Genomic DNA, 15,360 nt, shown 5'->3' on the forward strand with positions numbered 1-15,360 from the left:
GTCAATAAGAAGATAAAACACCTCATCTGTTTTTCTAATTATATGATAAAAAGGAAAAAACTTCACTTTAAATAAGAATATTCTAATTATTTTGACTGTGAATATTTCCAAGCTTGTCCGTATAAGCTAAAATAAGGTATATAGTATTTGGGTAATTAGGTTAATAAGAAGATAAATACGTTAGGGTGATATAAAATGTGGCGGAAGCTTACGATTATTGTAGTGTTACTTTGTTTAGCGGGGTATGCAGCTTATGAACAGTTTGGTAAAAAAGACCAGGCGGTACAAGGGGAGCAAGAAAAAAGTGAAGCTGCTATGAAAGAGATGATTGCAAGTAATGGTATCGAAATAGGGAAGAGTGCGCCAAACTTTGAATTAACGAAGTTAGATGGAACGAATGTAAAGTTATCAGATCTGAAAGGAAAGAAAGTGATTTTAAACTTTTGGGCAACGTGGTGTGGACCTTGCCAGCAAGAAATGCCGGATATGGAGGCTTTCTATAAAGAACATAAAGAAAATGTAGAAATTTTAGCAATAAATTATACGCCTTCAGAAAAGGGCGGGGGAGTAGAAAAGGTAAGCAATTTTGCAAAAGAAAAAGGAATTACTTTTCCTATTTTATTGGACAAGAACATTGATGTGACAACAGCGTATAAAGTAATTACGATTCCAACTTCGTATTTTATAGATACGAAAGGTGTCATTCAAGATAAGTTTATTGGACCGATGACGCAAAAAGAGATGGAGAAACGGATTGCTAAATTAAAATAATGGTGAAAAGGTAGAGGTGGAAAGTTACCATTTCTGCCTTTTCTTTTTCACGTAGTGATAGCAGCATGTTATGATAAAAGAAATATAAACGTTTAGAGGTAAAGGAGTGTTTGGAGTGGGGAATGTATCCTTACCGTTAGATTATGTTGTAATTGATTTTGAAACAACAGGATTTAACCCTTATAATGATAAAATTATTCAAGTAGCAGCAGTGAAATATCGTAATCATGAACTAGTAGATCAATTTGTTTCCTATGTGAATCCAGAGCGTTCAATTCCGGACCGAATAACGAGTTTAACAGGTATTACAAATTATCGTGTTTCAGATGCACCGACGATTGAAGAAGTATTACCTTTATTTTTAGCATTTTTACATACAAATGTTATTGTCGCTCATAATGCATCTTTTGATATGCGTTTTTTAAAAAGTAATGTAAACATGCTTGGGCTGCCTGAACCTCAAAATAAAGTGATTGATACTGTGTTTTTAGCGAAGAAATATATGAAGCACGCACCTAATCATAAACTTGAAACGTTAAAGCGAATGCTTGGCATTCGTTTAAGTTCTCATAATGCATTTGATGATTGTATTACTTGTGCAGCTGTTTATCAAAAATGTGCATCTATTGAAGAAGAAACAAACAGGAAATCGAATACAGAAGTACTTGATGAAACCGTAGTATATGAAGCAGTAAAAAAGATACTTGTACGAAATAAACGTGATATCGAATGGATTCGTTGTATGAATGTAGGAAGCTATTTAGATATAAAAGCTTTTTATCCAGTTATGAGAGTAAAAGTAAAAGGGCGAAAGAAATACGTATTAACAGAGATATTAGAAGATGATGTGAAAGAAATATGTACGAGTTTAAATTGTGAACCCGCGTTAAAAAGTGAAGTTGGTAATACGAGAATTATGCTTAATAGCTTAGAGGATGTCCTGAAATTAGAAAGTTATATTTTAGGACAGTATGATTTCGTACTGCAAGCGCTAAGTGAGTATAAACAAAGTGAAATGAATGCAGATGAAAAGCTAAAAGAATATTTAAATATAATGGTATAAAAAAACTCCGTGTACAAGAAGTTGTGCACGGAGTTTTTTTAGGAATACTAAAACATAAAATTTTCTTACAAATCTGATTAAAGAGTTTTTCATTTGCTCATACTATGTATAGTAAGAATGCGAAGGAGAGAGGGTGAACAGCATGAGAAGAAGTCGCCGTAAATCATTTGACGAACTTGTGAAAGAAAATAAACAACAATTATTAAGTGATCGTGATGCAATCGATCGCATTGAAGAGCGTATTGAAAAACGTTATGAAATGCAACTTTTTAAGCAAGCTGAATAATTCTTAACACTAGTACGATACTAGTGTTAAGGAGGCGATAGTAATGGGTAATCCGAAAAAGAATTCAAAAGACTTTGCACCGAATCATATTGGAACACAATCAAAAAAAGCTGGTGGCAATAAAGGGAAGCAAATGCAAGACCAAACAGGCAAACAACCGATTGTTGATAACGGTTAAAAAAGGGAGAATGTTGTCATTCTTCTTTTTGTGAAGGATTTTTAATAGTCAAAAAGGGCTGACTTATGTCAGCCCTTTTTCGTAATCGTAAAATTTTCAACGAGTAAACGCCAATTTTGCGGGAATGGTAAGCCAATCTTCCAGTAACTAATACCGCCTATACCTTGTTCTTTCATTAAATTGAATTTGCTTTGAACAGACCGTGAATCTTCAAACCAAACTTCGTGTTGAACACCATTTTCATCAAAATAATTAAAATGAGGAGCTTGAGCTGTGAAATCATAGCGGATGGGGACATTGTATTTACGAGCTAGTGCGACAGCTGCGACAGAGCTAATTGCTTTTGCAGGCGGATTGCCTTGTTTGAACGGAAGTTTCCAATCGAATCCGTATAAGTTTTGTCCCATCATAATTTTTTGGGGAGGCATTTGAGATTTTGCATATTGAAGTACTTCTTTTACAGGACCGATAGGAGAAATAGCCATCGGTGGCCCGCCTTGCCAACCCCAGTCATATGTCATAATGACGACGAAATCAACAATTTGCCCTTGTGCTTTATAATCGTGAGCTTCGAAAAATTTTCCCTTTTGATTTGAACTTGTTTTCGGTACAAGCGTTGTACTCAATGTGTATCCGTTAGGTAAGCGTGTTTTTACATTTCGTAAAAAACGATTATACGCTTCGCGATCTTCAGGTGCTACACTCTCGAAATCAAAATGAATGTCTCGCATACCGTACTTCTCAGCTGTTTGTAAAATGTTAGTAATAAATTTGTTTTGAATCGATGCATCGCGTAAAATAACCGATGTCAGATCGGCACTGAAATTTCCATTTTCAATATTTGTAATAACGAGCATCGGGATGGTTTTGCCTTGCGTTGCAATATTAGCGATTTTAGCTGTTTCAGTTGGTTCTTTTAACGTACCATCTCTTTTTGCCTCGAAACTGAAGTAAGCCAAATATGTTAAAAATGGATTAATGGCACGCGTAGCGTTAACTAAACTTTCTTTTATTGGTATTGTTGAAGGTTGTAAATAAGCGATGGATTCTACTGCGCGTTTTGTCCCTTTTGGTATATATAATTGCTGTCCAACATGAAGAATGGATTTTAAAGATAAGTTATTGACCTTAGCTAAACTAGCGAGAGGTACGTTATATGTTTGAGAGATTCGATATAGGCTATCGCCAGGCTGTACATAATAATTATTCCCTTTCGTATTAACGATCAGTGCCTGACCTACAACGAGTGTTTCAGCTGGATTTAGTCCATTGTCCTTTACTATTTCGTCAGGTGTTGATCCGTACTTTGATGCCAAGCTATATACGCTATCACCGCTACGAACAGTTACAATTTGAATCATATGCTTGCTCCTTTCAGTAAAAGATTCACTGTTTTTATTTTATTTTTGATGTCACTGTATTATGATTAAATGTATGCAAGGTAGCAGAAGTGAAAGAAGGCGAATACATATGTTTGTAGCAGAACATGAAGTTGAAATCCGTTATGCGGAAACAGATCAAATGGGTGTTGTTTACCATTCAAACTATTTGGTGTGGCTTGAACTAGGTCGCACGAAACTTATACAAGATTTAGGATTTTCATATGTTGAAATGGAGAAAGAGGGAATTATTTCTCCTGTGTTAGATTTGCAAATTTCATATCGTAAAGCGATGCGTTACGGAGAAAAAGCAATTGTGAAAACGTGGATTGATACTGTTAGTCCGCTTCGCGTTGTATATGGTTATGAAATATATAACGGTGAAGGTGAACTTTGTATTACTGCAAGTACGACGAATATTTGCGCGAAAAAAGAAGGGTTCAGGCCCGTATCATTTAAAAAGTTATATCCTGAGTGGTATGCGAAATATGAGGAAATTAAGAAAAAATAAAAAAGCGTGGCAGAAGCCACGTTTTTTTATTTTTCATAATTAAATTGCGGGAAATCATCACCGTCGTTAAAGGTAACAGCTAAATTATGTCCATCGAAGAACCACTCATCATCGCCTTCAATAAAGAAGTTAATACCTTCTTCTTGAGTTTGAACAGCAGGATGTGCAGGATCATCTTTACGAATACCTAAAGAAAGTCCTTTTTGCACAGTACTGCAACCGCCGTATTGTACGAAAAGGCGTAGTGTTTCACCCGATTGTAAGTTTAATTCGTTTTTATACCATTGTGCTGCTTCTTTTGTTACGGAAAGATTCATGTATAGTTCCTCCAAATTATGTTGCTTTTTCTTTAGTATAAAAAATAACGCAAAAAGACGCTATTAATATGCTTCACGTTTTCTTTTTGCGTTATGTGGGTTACGATCTTATTTTTGCTTTTTTGAAAAGTTTGCTTTCGGTTCAGTTTTATTTATAATTCGTCCGATATTTGCACGGTGTTTATAAATAACCATACCTGCTAATAAACACATCGCAATAATGAAGATTTTATCCCCGCTAACAATGGATGCAATAACAGCAACGACGGCTGTTACCATAGAAGAAAGTGATACGTATCTTGTTGTAAATAAAAGGCTGAAAAAGACAACAGCTAATATTGCAAAAACAACTGGAGAGTAGCATAATAGCACGCCAGCAGAAGTTGCAACAGCTTTACCACCACGGAATTTCGCGAAAATCGGATACACATGTCCAAGAACAGCTGCTAATCCGAACCATAGTGGGTGAACATCTAAACCGAAAATAAGCGGTAGACTTGTTGCTAATGTACCTTTTAAAATGTCAGCAATTGTAACGATAAAACCTGCTTTTTTCCCTAGTGTGCGGAATGTATTTGTCCCGCCTAGATTACCGCTTCCATGCTCACGAATATCGATTCCGTAGCCGATTTTCCCAACGACTAGTGCGAATGGAATCGAGCCAAGTAAGTAGGCAACGATAAATAAAAGATATGTAATAACCATAAGTTCAGTCTCCTTTATTCAAATGTGTTGATAAAGGGTAAAAAGAGTTTTTCCCGTATATTGTACCATACATTTGTAAAGAGCACATTTCTTTTTTGTAAATGAAAAATTCATTATTTCGTGAAAAAAATTTCACAGGAATGTTACATTTCTCACAGAAACACCAAGACTATATGTAGTAACATTTTAATCAAAAGACAACAACATATTGGTGGAGGGTTATAAATGTTACAACGAAATGTACGTGGAGAAGAATTAATGAGAGTGTTTGAGACGATTGTCCACGGTAGTGAGCAAGATTTAATGCAAGAAAATGCAAATGTAGATGGTCGCTCTCCAATGGGAGTAATGGGAACGTTCGCATCAGAGAGTGCGAAATATTATGCAGTTGAAAATTTATTGTCAGATCAAGTGAAAAAAGCGATAAATCAAAATATATTATATCCACATGACTTAGATTTTTATGCGACAGGAACGACGACTTGTTCGCAAATTCCGTTAGCGCAAATGCTTGCGGACGGTTTTCATACCGGACATGGGCATATGAGACAACCGCAGGATATTAAAAGTGCATTGGCTCTTTCGTCTATTATTTTTCAAGCGAATCAAAATATGCAGCACGGTGGTCAATCATTTGCACTCTTTGATATTGATTTAGCTCCATATGTGAGAAAAACAGTAGCGAGACATAAGAAACGATTACAGTCATATCCGCTTACGAAAGAACAAATAGAAGAATTTGCATGGGAAGAAACAGAAAATGATACGTATCAGGCGTGTGAAGCTTTCGTTCATAATTCAAATAGTATGCACAGTAGGGGCGGGGGACAAGTACCGTTTATTTCTATTAATTATGGAACAGACACATCAAAAGAGGGACGGTTATTAGTTAGACAACTTTTAAAAGCGACACAAGCTGGTCTTGGTAAAGGAGAAACACCAATTTTTCCGATTCAAATTTTTAAAATGAAAAAAGGTGTGAACTTTGAAGAATGTGATCCGAACTATGATTTATTTGAATTAGCGCTAGAGACAACGGCGGAACGATTATTCCCTAACTTTTCATTTTTAGATGCGCCATTTAATGCAGTGCATTATAACGGAAGACCGGAAAGTGAAGTATGTTATATGGGATGTCGTACCCGTGTTATGTCTAACATACATGGAGAAGAAACAGCGATTGGAAGAGGCAATTTATCATTTACGTCTATCAACTTAGTGAAATTAGCGTTAATTAGTGGTTCAAAAGAAGCATTTTTTGAAGCGTTAAATTATTACCTAGACTTAGGAATTAAGCAATTATTAGAGAGATTTGAGTATCAATGTACGAAGCGAGCAAGAGATTTTCGATTTTTATATTCACAAGGTGTATGGCGCGGTGGAGAGAATTTACAGCCTGAAGATTCTGTAGCATCCATTTTAAAGCAAGGGACGTTAAGTCTTGGTTTTATCGGTCTTGCGGAGTGCTTAGTAGCTTTAACAGGAAAGCATCATGGAGAAGATGAAGAATCATGGAAACTCGGGTATGAAATCATTTCCTTTATGAGAGATAGAATGGATAAAGCGACGGAAGAACATGAACTGAATTTCTCAGTAATTGCAACTCCTGCAGAAGGGTTATCAGGGAAGTTTGTGAAAAAAGATAGAGAAGAATTTGGTGTGATTAGCGGTATAACGAACCATAATTATTATACGAATTCATTCCATATCCCAGTTTACTATAGCATTCAAGCGATAAATAAAATTCGTTTAGAAGGACCTTTCCATGCCCTATGTAATGGGGGACATATTACGTATATTGAGCTAGACGGAGCAGCTATGCATAACAAACAGGCGTTAAAACAAATTGTACGAGCGATGGCAGATCATGGCGTTGGATACGGTTCAATTAATCATCCTGTTGACCGTTGTAAGTGCTGCAGTTATCACGGAGTTATTGGAAATGAATGCCCAAGTTGCGGAAATGAAGACGAGGCTAATATAGAAAGAATTCGCCGTATTACAGGCTATCTTGTAGGAGATATGTCGAAGTGGAATAGTGCAAAACGTAGTGAAGAGATGGATCGGGTGAAGCATCAATGAAAGTGATGAATATCATTCATGATAGTGTAGTAGATGGAGAAGGGTTGCGGACAGTCGTGTTTTTTGCGGGCTGTCCGCATCGTTGTTTCGGTTGCCATAATCCGAAATCGTGGAATATTTGTAATGGAACTGAAATGACAGTAGTAGAAATTGTGAAAGAGATTGCAAGTAATTCATTAACTGATGTAACATTTTCAGGTGGAGATCCATTTTTTCAAGCTGCTGAAGTGAAAAAAGTAGCAAAAGCTGTGAAAGACTTGAAAAAAAATCTTTGGATGTATACAGGTTATACGTTAGAAGAGATACAGAGTTCTCAAAATAATGATATGATAGAGTTGTTACATTATGGGGATGTTTTAGTCGATGGAAGATTTGAAATCGAGAAAAAAGATTTAACACTTCCATTTCGCGGAAGCTCCAATCAACGTATTATTCGATTGAAAGAGTAAAAAGGCGGGATAGATGATATGAATAAAACAGTATTACTAGTTGAAGATGAAAGAAGATTACGTGAAATCGTTAGTGATTATTTTCGTAATGAAGGCTTTGAAGTAATCGAAGCAGAAGATGGAAAAAAAGCGTTAGAATTATTTGCAGAGCATGAAATTGATTTAATTATGTTAGATATAATGTTACCAGAAATAGATGGATGGTCTGTTTGTAGACGAATTAGAAAAGAATCAGCAGTACCAATCATTATGTTGACAGCACGTTCGGATGAGGATGATACATTACTAGGGTTCGAATTAGGTGCAGATGAGTATGTAACGAAACCTTTCAGCCCGAAAGTGTTAGTAGCTCGCGCGAAGACATTATTGAAGCGTGCGGATGGCGTGGTAGGAGTAGCGGAAGAAAATGCTATGTCTTTAGCTGGAATAGAAGTGAATCGTCTATCTAGAACCGTTTTAGTAGATGGAGAAGAAATTATATTGACACATAAGGAATTTGAACTTCTTGTTTATTTAATGGAGAACAAAGGAATTGTGTTGTCACGTCAACATTTATTAGATCAGTTATGGGGATATGATTACTACGGTGATGACCGAACGGTTGATACTCATATTAAAAAACTACGAAATAAGCTAGGAGATAAAGCGAAGCATATCGGTACTGTTATTCGAGTGGGTTACAAATTTGAAGAATAACCTTTAAATTACTATGCGCTTTAGCTTTGGGATATAGCAAATTTATACTCTCTTTTGTAGGTGGAATGTACAAAAAATACTTTTCTTGTCTACAATGTTAGATAAGAGTATTTTTTTAATTGGATTTCACGATGAGTTCACAAGAAGGACACAAAACGTGACTATACTGAAAATACGAATTCACCAGAGAGGGGAAGTAAACATGGGATATTACGACGGACCAAATTTAAATGAAGAGCATAGTGAAACGAGAGAAGTGAGAAAATCAGGTAGTAAAAAAGGTTATTTTTTCACAGGTTTAGTCGGAGCTGTAGTTGGGGCTGTCACAATTAGTTTTGCGGCACCATATATGCCATGGGCTCAAAATAATGGAGCGGCTGTATCATCATTCAGTTCGGATTCAAAAGTTGAAGGTACTGTAGTTCCTGTTGTCAATAAAGCAAAAAATGAAACTGATTTACCTGGTATGATTGAAGGCGCGAAAGATGTTGTTGTAGGTGTTATTAATATGCAACAAAGTGTTGATCCATTTGCAATGCAACCGACAGGCCAAGAGCAACAAGCTGGCTCAGGATCGGGTGTTATTTATAAAAAAGCAGGAAATAAAGCGTATATTGTAACGAACAACCATGTAGTAGATGGAGCGAATAAACTTGCTGTAAAACTAAGTGATGGTAAAAAGGTAGATGCAAAACTTGTAGGGAAAGACCCTTGGTTAGATTTAGCGGTTGTAGAAATTGATGGATCTAATGTAAATAAAGTTGCCACTTTAGGTGATTCAAGTAAACTTCGTGCGGGTGAAAAAGCGATTGCAATTGGTAACCCACTAGGGTTTGATGGAAGTGTAACGGAAGGTATTATTAGTAGCAAAGAACGTGAAATTCCAGTAGATATCGATGGCGATAAGCGTGCAGATTGGAATGCTCAAGTTATTCAAACAGATGCAGCAATTAACCCAGGTAATAGTGGTGGTGCGTTGTTTAACCAAAATGGTGAAATAATTGGGATTAATTCAAGTAAAATTGCACAACAAGAAGTTGAAGGAATTGGATTTGCTATTCCAATTAATATTGCAAAGCCAGTTATTGAATCACTTGAAAAAGACGGAGTAGTGAAACGTCCAGCTCTTGGAGTAGGTGTCGTTTCATTAGAAGATGTGCAAGCTTATGCAGTAAATCAATTGAAAGTACCGAAAGAAGTAACAAACGGCGTTGTATTAGGTAAAATTTACCCAATATCACCTGCAGAAAAAGCTGGTTTAGAGCAATATGATATTGTAGTATCATTAGATAATCAAAAAGTAGAAAATTCACTTCAATTCCGTAAATATTTATATGAAAAGAAAAAAGTAGGCGAGAAAGTAGAAGTTACATTCTATCGTAACGGTCAAAAAATGACGAAAACAGCTACTTTAGCAGATAATTCAGCTACAAAGAATCAATAATTGAAATAAAAGAAAGTCTCTTTCATATTGAAAGAGACTTTCTTTATCGGCTATACTAAAGGAATAGGAGGGATAAATTATGACAATTGAAAACCCAACTCGTACGGAAATTGGTGAAGTATTAAAGAAAAGCAAAACGATTGCAGTTGTTGGATTATCGGATAAGCCAGAACGTACATCGTATATGGTTTCAAAAGCAATGCAAGATGCTGGGTATCGCATTATTCCAGTAAACCCAACAGTAGATGAGGTGCTTGGAGAAAAAGCAGTTTCTTCACTAAAGGATATTAGGGAACATGTTGATATTGTAAATGTATTCCGTCGTTCAGAATTTTTAATGGATGTTGCGAAAGAGTTTGTAGAGATTGATGCAGATGTTTTTTGGGCACAATTAGGAGTACAAGATGAAGATACATATAAACTTTTGCAAGAAAAAGGCTATACTGTAATAATGGATCGTTGCATTAAAGTAGAACATGCGATGACAAAATAGTATAGGTTTTAAAGAGAGAAAGATTGATTCAGCCCTCGTTATAAATAAGTAGGGCCGATGAACGAGGTGTTCATCATGAGATTTTTTAAAGGCTGTTTGTGGGGATTGTTACTTGTTATCCCATTTTGGATATTGATCATTTGGATCATGATAAAGGTTTGGAATGTATAATCTTGGCATACATATCCATTTCTCGTTGACAAACGATTATTTTTCTGAAATAGTAGCCTAGAGGAATCCTTGTGAAAAAACAAGGATTTTTCTATTGAAAATGGTATATAAAAGAGATAAGATAACTTGCCAAAACTATAGTCGAGGCGTTATTCTATAATAGAAACATATGTTCTGATTTGATTAGGAAAGGGGCAAGGAGTTTGGCAAAGCATCAGTTCCAATATAATGAAGATGCAATTCAAGTGCTAGAAGGACTTGAAGCCGTTCGAAAACGCCCGGGTATGTATATCGGGAGTACGGATAGCCGTGGATTGCATCATTTAGTATATGAAATAGTAGATAACTCCGTTGATGAAGCGTTAGCGGGATTTGGCGACGAAATTTCTGTCGTAATACATAAAGATAATAGTATTAGCGTTATTGATAAAGGGCGAGGAATGCCTACGGGAATGCATAAACTTGGGAAACCTACACCTGAAGTTATTTTAACTGTACTTCATGCCGGTGGTAAGTTTGGTCAAGGTGGCTATAAAACAAGTGGAGGTTTACACGGTGTTGGGGCATCAGTTGTAAATGCCTTGTCAGAATGGTTAGTAGTGACGATTAAACGTGACGGAAATATTTATGAACAACGCTTTGAAAATGGTGGTATTCCTGCAACGACACTGGAAAAGATCGGGAAGACGAAAGAGTCTGGTACGACAATACATTTTAAACCAGATACAACGATTTTCAGCACAACAAATTATAATTACGAAACATTATGTGAAAGATTACGTGAATCTGCATTCTTATTAAAAGGGATGAAAATCTCAATAAAAGATGAGCGAAATGATTTAGAAGATGTCTTTCATTATGAAACAGGAATCGAAGCTTTCGTTTCATACTTAAATGAAGAAAAAGATTCAATCCATCCGGTTGTATATTTTACTGGTGAACAAAATGGAATTGAGGCAGAGCTAGCTTTTCAATTTAACGATGGCTACTCAGAAAATATTCTTTCGTTTGTAAATAATGTACGTACAAAAGATGGTGGAACACACGAAGCTGGGTTTAAGACAGCAATGACACGTGTGTTCAATGAGTATGCTCGTAAAGTATCGTTATTAAAAGAAAAAGATAAAAACTTAGAAGGTACAGATATTCGTGAAGGTGTAGCGGCTATCGTTTCTGTACGTGTACCAGAAGAAGTACTTCAGTTTGAAGGGCAAACGAAAGGGAAACTTGGTACAAGTGAAGCTCGTTCTTCAATTGATGCAGTTGTATCTGAGCATTTAGCTTACTTTTTAGAAGAAAACCCGGATGTTGCTACACTTCTTGTGAGAAAGGCAGTTAAAGCAGCGCAGGCACGTGAGGCTGCTCGTAAAGCGAGAGAAGAAGCGCGTACTGGTAAAAAGAAAAAGAAATCAGAAGGTACATTAAGTGGTAAGTTAACACCAGCACAATCACGTAACCCGCAAAAAAATGAACTGTACCTAGTAGAGGGTGACTCTGCGGGTGGTTCAGCGAAACAAGGTCGAGACCGACGTTTCCAAGCGGTATTACCGTTACGTGGTAAAGTAATCAATACAGAAAAAGCAAAACTTGCTGATATCTTTAAAAATGAAGAAATTAATACAATCATTTACGCTATTGGCGGTGGTGTAGGGAATGAATTCGCTGTTGAAGATATTAACTACGATAAAATTGTAATTATGACCGATGCTGATACAGATGGTGCGCACATTCAAGTATTGTTACTAACGTTTTTCTACAGATATATGAAACCACTTATCGAAGCTGGCAAAGTATTTATTGCACTTCCTCCTTTATACAAAGTAAGTAAAGGAAAAGGTAAGAGTGAAGTGATTGAGTATGCATGGTCTGATGAAGAATTAGATGGTGTAACAAAAAAGGTCGGTAAAGGCTACATGCTGCAGCGCTATAAAGGACTTGGCGAAATGAATGCCGATCAATTATGGGAAACGACGATGAATCCTGAAACACGTACGTTGATTCGTGTGAAAATTGACGATGCATCAAGAGCGGAGCGCCGAGTTACGACATTGATGGGTGATAAAGTAGAACCTCGCCGTAAATGGATCGAACGAAATGTACAATTTGGTATGCAAGAAGAAGGAAATATTTTAGAAAATGAAATGATTATGGAGACGGAGGTGGAATAACATGCAGGCAGAGAAGTTTCATGACCTCCCGCTTGAAGACGTGTTAGGTGACCGCTTTGCACGTTATAGTAAATATATTATTCAAGATCGCGCGCTTCCAGATGCGCGTGACGGTTTAAAACCGGTACAAAGACGTATTTTATATTCTATGTATGTAGAAGGAAATGTACATGATAAAGCATTTCGTAAATCAGCTAAAACAGTTGGTAATGTTATCGGTAACTACCATCCACACGGTGATTCCTCTGTATATGAGGCGATGGTACGTTTAAGTCAAACTTGGAAAGTACGTAATGTTTTAGTTGAAATGCATGGTAATAATGGTAGTGTGGATGGCGATCCAGCAGCGGCAATGCGTTATACGGAAGCACGATTATCACCAATCGCATCTGAGTTATTGCGTGATCTCGATAAAGAAACAGTAGAATTCGTGTCAAACTTCGATGATACGAGTGAAGAACCTGTTGTACTTCCAGCGATGTTCCCGAACTTACTAGTGAACGGATCGACAGGAATTTCAGCTGGTTATGCAACAGAAATTCCTCCGCATCACCTTGGGGAAGTAATTGATGCGACGATGATGCGTATTGATAAGCCGAATAGTACTGTTGATGATTTATTAACAGTTATGAAAGGACCAGATTTCCCCACGGGTGGTATTATTCAAGGGATTGATGGTATTAAAAAAGCGTATGAAACAGGAAAAGGTAAAATTATTATTCGGGGAAAAGCGGAAGTTGAAACGATCCGTGGTGGGAAGCAACAAATCGTTATTACAGAAATTCCGTATGAAGTAAATAAAGCGAACCTTGTTAAAAAAATGGATGAATTACGTCTAGATAAAAAACTAGATGGAATTGCTGAAGTACGTGATGAGACAGATCGTACAGGTCTTCGCATCGTTGTAGAGTTAAAAAAAGAAGTAAATGCTGAAGGTATTTTAAATTATTTATATAAGAACACAGATTTACAAATTCCATATAACTTTAATATGGTAGCGATAAATAATCGTCGTCCGACACTTATGACATTACCTAAGATTTTGGATGCGTATATTGGGCATCAAAAAGAAGTTGTTACGAGACGCTCACAATATGAATTAAGAAAAGCAGAAAACCGTCAACATATTGTAGAAGGTTTAAAGAAAGCATTATCGATTTTAGATGAAGTGATTGAAACAATCCGTGCTTCTAAAGATAAACGTAATGCAAAAGATAATTTAAGTACGAAATTTGGATTTACAGAAGCGCAATCAGAAGCAATTGTTTCGCTGCAACTATATCGTTTAACGAATACAGATATTACGGCGCTAGAACAAGAAGCAGACGAGCTTAATAAGAAGATTATAGAGTTACAGTCAATTTTACAAAGTGAAAAAAGACTTCTTCAAGTTATTAAAACAGATTTGAAGAGAGTCAAGAAAACATATAGTGATGATCGCCGTGCTATTATTGAAGAACAAATTGAGGAAATTAAAATCGATGTGGAAGTTATGATTCCGCAGGAAGATGTCATCGTTACTGTAACGAAAGAAGGATATGTGAAGCGAACAGGTTGGCGTTCACATAATGCATCGAACGGAAAAGACTTCGGTATGAAAGAGGGTGACATCTTACTGGAGCGATTCGATACGAATACGACAGAGACAGTCCTCTTATTTACGAATAAAGGAAACTATATATATCTGCCAGTATATGAAATGCCAGAAATTCGTTGGAAAGATTTAGGTCAACACGTTGCGAATCTCGTTTCACTCGAGCGGGATGAAATGATTATTTGGGCGACCGTCGTACCGAACTTTGAAGAAGAAAAACGATTTATCGTATTTGTTACACGAAATGGTATGATTAAGAAAACAGAATTAAATCAATATAAAGTTCAGCGTTATTCAAGAGCGTTCGTCGCTGTGAATTTGAAAAAAGATGATTATGTTGTAGATATATTTGCAACAGATGGAACGAGTGATATTGTTCTTGCAACCTATGGTGCATATGCACTTATTTTCCATGAAGATGAAGTAAGTCCAGTCGGTGTAAGGGCCGCTGGTGTAAAAGCAATTAACTTAAAAGAAGATGATTATGTCGCTTCTGGTAAACCGTTAAATGGTGACAAAGATCAACTTATTCTTGTTACGCAGCGAGGTGCTGTAAAACGTCTAAAAGCATCAGAAATTGAGAAATCAACGAGGGCGAAGCGAGGCCTTGTTATTTTTAAAGAGTTAAAACGTAATCCATACCGTATTGTCGGTATTGAAATTGTTCGAGATGATGAACTAGTATATATGAAGACTGAGAAACATATTGTAGAAGAAATTGACCCGAAAGCGTATCGAAATAAAGACCGGTATAGTAACGGTAGTTTAGTACTAGATGTTAATGATACTGGTGAAGTTATTGAAACGTGGACAAAAAAACGACCGGAGTAAAAAAGCATCTTGCTATGAATAATGGCAAGATGCTTTTTTCTAGGCAAATTATTATGTAAATAATAATAATCTTGTTATAATAACTGAATGAAATCGTTCTCATAAAGTGAAACTTTAATTAATCGGACTTTTACGAGCAGTTGATTCCTCAACTAATTTCTTTGCTTTCGCTGAATTTTGAGGTAGGAATCTTACTGTCCGTTAAAGCGGGACAGATGGAGG

At 36.4% G+C, this 15,360-nt stretch carries 15 protein-coding genes; 12 read left to right on the forward strand and 3 right to left on the reverse strand.

Going from position 1 to position 15,360, the window contains the following annotated elements; all coding sequences use genetic code 11:
* Positions 1-195: 195 nt before the first annotated feature.
* The 4 genes from ABH961_RS14660 (at position 196) to sspN (ending at position 2,298) form a co-directional block, all read left to right on the forward strand.
* On the forward strand, positions 196-771 hold the full coding sequence (locus ABH961_RS14660) for a TlpA family protein disulfide reductase (protein ID WP_000269060.1): 576 nt from the start codon (positions 196-198) through the stop codon (positions 769-771).
* A 115-nt stretch (positions 772-886) separates the two neighbouring features.
* Positions 887-1,834, forward strand: coding sequence for a 3'-5' exonuclease (locus ABH961_RS14665; protein ID WP_098048234.1), 948 nt, complete (start codon positions 887-889; stop codon positions 1,832-1,834).
* Positions 1,835-1,976: 142 nt separating this feature from the next.
* Positions 1,977-2,120, forward strand: a complete 144-nt coding sequence (locus ABH961_RS14670) for an FbpB family small basic protein (RefSeq protein WP_001254698.1) — start codon at positions 1,977-1,979, stop codon at positions 2,118-2,120.
* Between the two features lie 43 nt (positions 2,121-2,163).
* Positions 2,164-2,298: an acid-soluble spore protein SspN gene (gene sspN / locus ABH961_RS14675; RefSeq protein ID WP_000527987.1), complete on the forward strand. Its 135-nt coding sequence runs from the start codon at positions 2,164-2,166 to the stop codon at positions 2,296-2,298.
* 68 nt (positions 2,299-2,366) lie between these two features.
* On the opposite strand, the gene ABH961_RS14680 is transcribed toward sspN, so the two are convergent.
* Complete coding sequence (locus tag ABH961_RS14680) at positions 2,367-3,659, reverse strand: glycoside hydrolase family 18 protein (RefSeq protein WP_046954571.1); 1,293 nt, start codon at positions 3,657-3,659, stop codon at positions 2,367-2,369.
* Between the two features lie 109 nt (positions 3,660-3,768).
* On the opposite strand from ABH961_RS14680, the gene ABH961_RS14685 reads away from it, so the two are divergent.
* The gene (locus tag ABH961_RS14685) at positions 3,769-4,188 is read left to right on the forward strand and encodes an acyl-CoA thioesterase (protein WP_000495804.1); all 420 of its coding nucleotides are present in this window, start codon (positions 3,769-3,771) and stop codon (positions 4,186-4,188) included.
* 26 nt (positions 4,189-4,214) lie between these two features.
* Here the strand turns inward: ABH961_RS14685 and ABH961_RS14690 are convergent, their stop codons facing one another.
* Both ABH961_RS14690 and plsY read right to left on the reverse strand, forming a co-directional pair.
* Complete coding sequence (locus ABH961_RS14690; RefSeq protein WP_001054448.1) at positions 4,215-4,505, reverse strand: HesB/YadR/YfhF family protein; 291 nt, start codon at positions 4,503-4,505, stop codon at positions 4,215-4,217.
* A 108-nt stretch (positions 4,506-4,613) separates the two neighbouring features.
* On the reverse strand, positions 4,614-5,210 hold the full coding sequence (gene plsY, locus ABH961_RS14695; protein WP_098091643.1) for a glycerol-3-phosphate 1-O-acyltransferase PlsY: 597 nt from the start codon (positions 5,208-5,210) through the stop codon (positions 4,614-4,616).
* Between the two features lie 225 nt (positions 5,211-5,435).
* Here plsY and ABH961_RS14700 point away from each other — a divergent pair, with 225 nt between their 5' ends.
* From ABH961_RS14700 to parC, 7 genes are all read left to right on the forward strand, one after another.
* Positions 5,436-7,292 carry an anaerobic ribonucleoside triphosphate reductase gene (locus ABH961_RS14700; protein ID WP_098079633.1) on the forward strand — a complete coding sequence of 619 codons (1,857 nt, stop codon included), beginning with the start codon at positions 5,436-5,438 and terminating at the stop codon, positions 7,290-7,292.
* Complete coding sequence (nrdG, locus tag ABH961_RS14705; RefSeq protein ID WP_048544052.1) at positions 7,289-7,741, forward strand: anaerobic ribonucleoside-triphosphate reductase activating protein; 453 nt, start codon at positions 7,289-7,291, stop codon at positions 7,739-7,741. The genes ABH961_RS14700 and nrdG overlap by 4 nt, the downstream gene beginning before the upstream one ends.
* Positions 7,742-7,759: 18 nt before the next feature.
* Positions 7,760-8,437: a response regulator transcription factor gene (locus ABH961_RS14710; protein ID WP_001044683.1), complete on the forward strand. Its 678-nt coding sequence runs from the start codon at positions 7,760-7,762 to the stop codon at positions 8,435-8,437.
* 202 nt (positions 8,438-8,639) lie between these two features.
* Positions 8,640-9,881, forward strand: a complete 1,242-nt coding sequence (locus tag ABH961_RS14715; RefSeq protein WP_048544050.1) for a S1C family serine protease — start codon at positions 8,640-8,642, stop codon at positions 9,879-9,881.
* Positions 9,882-9,960: 79 nt separating this feature from the next.
* On the forward strand, positions 9,961-10,374 hold the full coding sequence (locus ABH961_RS14720) for a CoA-binding protein (protein WP_048544048.1): 414 nt from the start codon (positions 9,961-9,963) through the stop codon (positions 10,372-10,374).
* Positions 10,375-10,748: 374 nt separating this feature from the next.
* Positions 10,749-12,713: a DNA topoisomerase IV subunit B gene (parE, locus tag ABH961_RS14725; RefSeq protein WP_048544043.1), complete on the forward strand. Its 1,965-nt coding sequence runs from the start codon at positions 10,749-10,751 to the stop codon at positions 12,711-12,713.
* Between the two features lies 1 nt (position 12,714).
* Positions 12,715-15,138, forward strand: coding sequence for a DNA topoisomerase IV subunit A (gene parC / locus ABH961_RS14730; protein ID WP_001147486.1), 2,424 nt, complete (start codon positions 12,715-12,717; stop codon positions 15,136-15,138).
* Positions 15,139-15,360 lie beyond the last annotated feature (222 nt).

The organism is Bacillus sp. RC251 (assembly GCF_044908765.1).
Classification (GTDB): domain Bacteria; phylum Bacillota; class Bacilli; order Bacillales; family Bacillaceae_G; genus Bacillus_A; species Bacillus_A wiedmannii.

Coding starts and splice junctions, on each gene's coding strand:
- ABH961_RS14710 (WP_001044683.1), top strand. CDS start 7,760: ATGAATAAAACAGTATTACTAGTTGAAGATGAAAGAAGATTACGTGAA.
- ABH961_RS14660 (WP_000269060.1), top strand. CDS start 196: ATGTGGCGGAAGCTTACGATTATTGTAGTGTTACTTTGTTTAGCGGGG.
- nrdG (WP_048544052.1), top strand. CDS start 7,289: ATGAAAGTGATGAATATCATTCATGATAGTGTAGTAGATGGAGAAGGG.
- ABH961_RS14720 (WP_048544048.1), top strand. CDS start 9,961: ATGACAATTGAAAACCCAACTCGTACGGAAATTGGTGAAGTATTAAAG.
- sspN (WP_000527987.1), top strand. CDS start 2,164: ATGGGTAATCCGAAAAAGAATTCAAAAGACTTTGCACCGAATCATATT.
- ABH961_RS14690 (WP_001054448.1), bottom strand. CDS start 4,505: ATGAATCTTTCCGTAACAAAAGAAGCAGCACAATGGTATAAAAACGAA.
- plsY (WP_098091643.1), bottom strand. CDS start 5,210: ATGGTTATTACATATCTTTTATTTATCGTTGCCTACTTACTTGGCTCG.
- ABH961_RS14680 (WP_046954571.1), bottom strand. CDS start 3,659: ATGATTCAAATTGTAACTGTTCGTAGCGGTGATAGCGTATATAGCTTG.
- ABH961_RS14715 (WP_048544050.1), top strand. CDS start 8,640: ATGGGATATTACGACGGACCAAATTTAAATGAAGAGCATAGTGAAACG.
- ABH961_RS14670 (WP_001254698.1), top strand. CDS start 1,977: ATGAGAAGAAGTCGCCGTAAATCATTTGACGAACTTGTGAAAGAAAAT.
- ABH961_RS14700 (WP_098079633.1), top strand. CDS start 5,436: ATGTTACAACGAAATGTACGTGGAGAAGAATTAATGAGAGTGTTTGAG.
- parC (WP_001147486.1), top strand. CDS start 12,715: ATGCAGGCAGAGAAGTTTCATGACCTCCCGCTTGAAGACGTGTTAGGT.
- ABH961_RS14685 (WP_000495804.1), top strand. CDS start 3,769: ATGTTTGTAGCAGAACATGAAGTTGAAATCCGTTATGCGGAAACAGAT.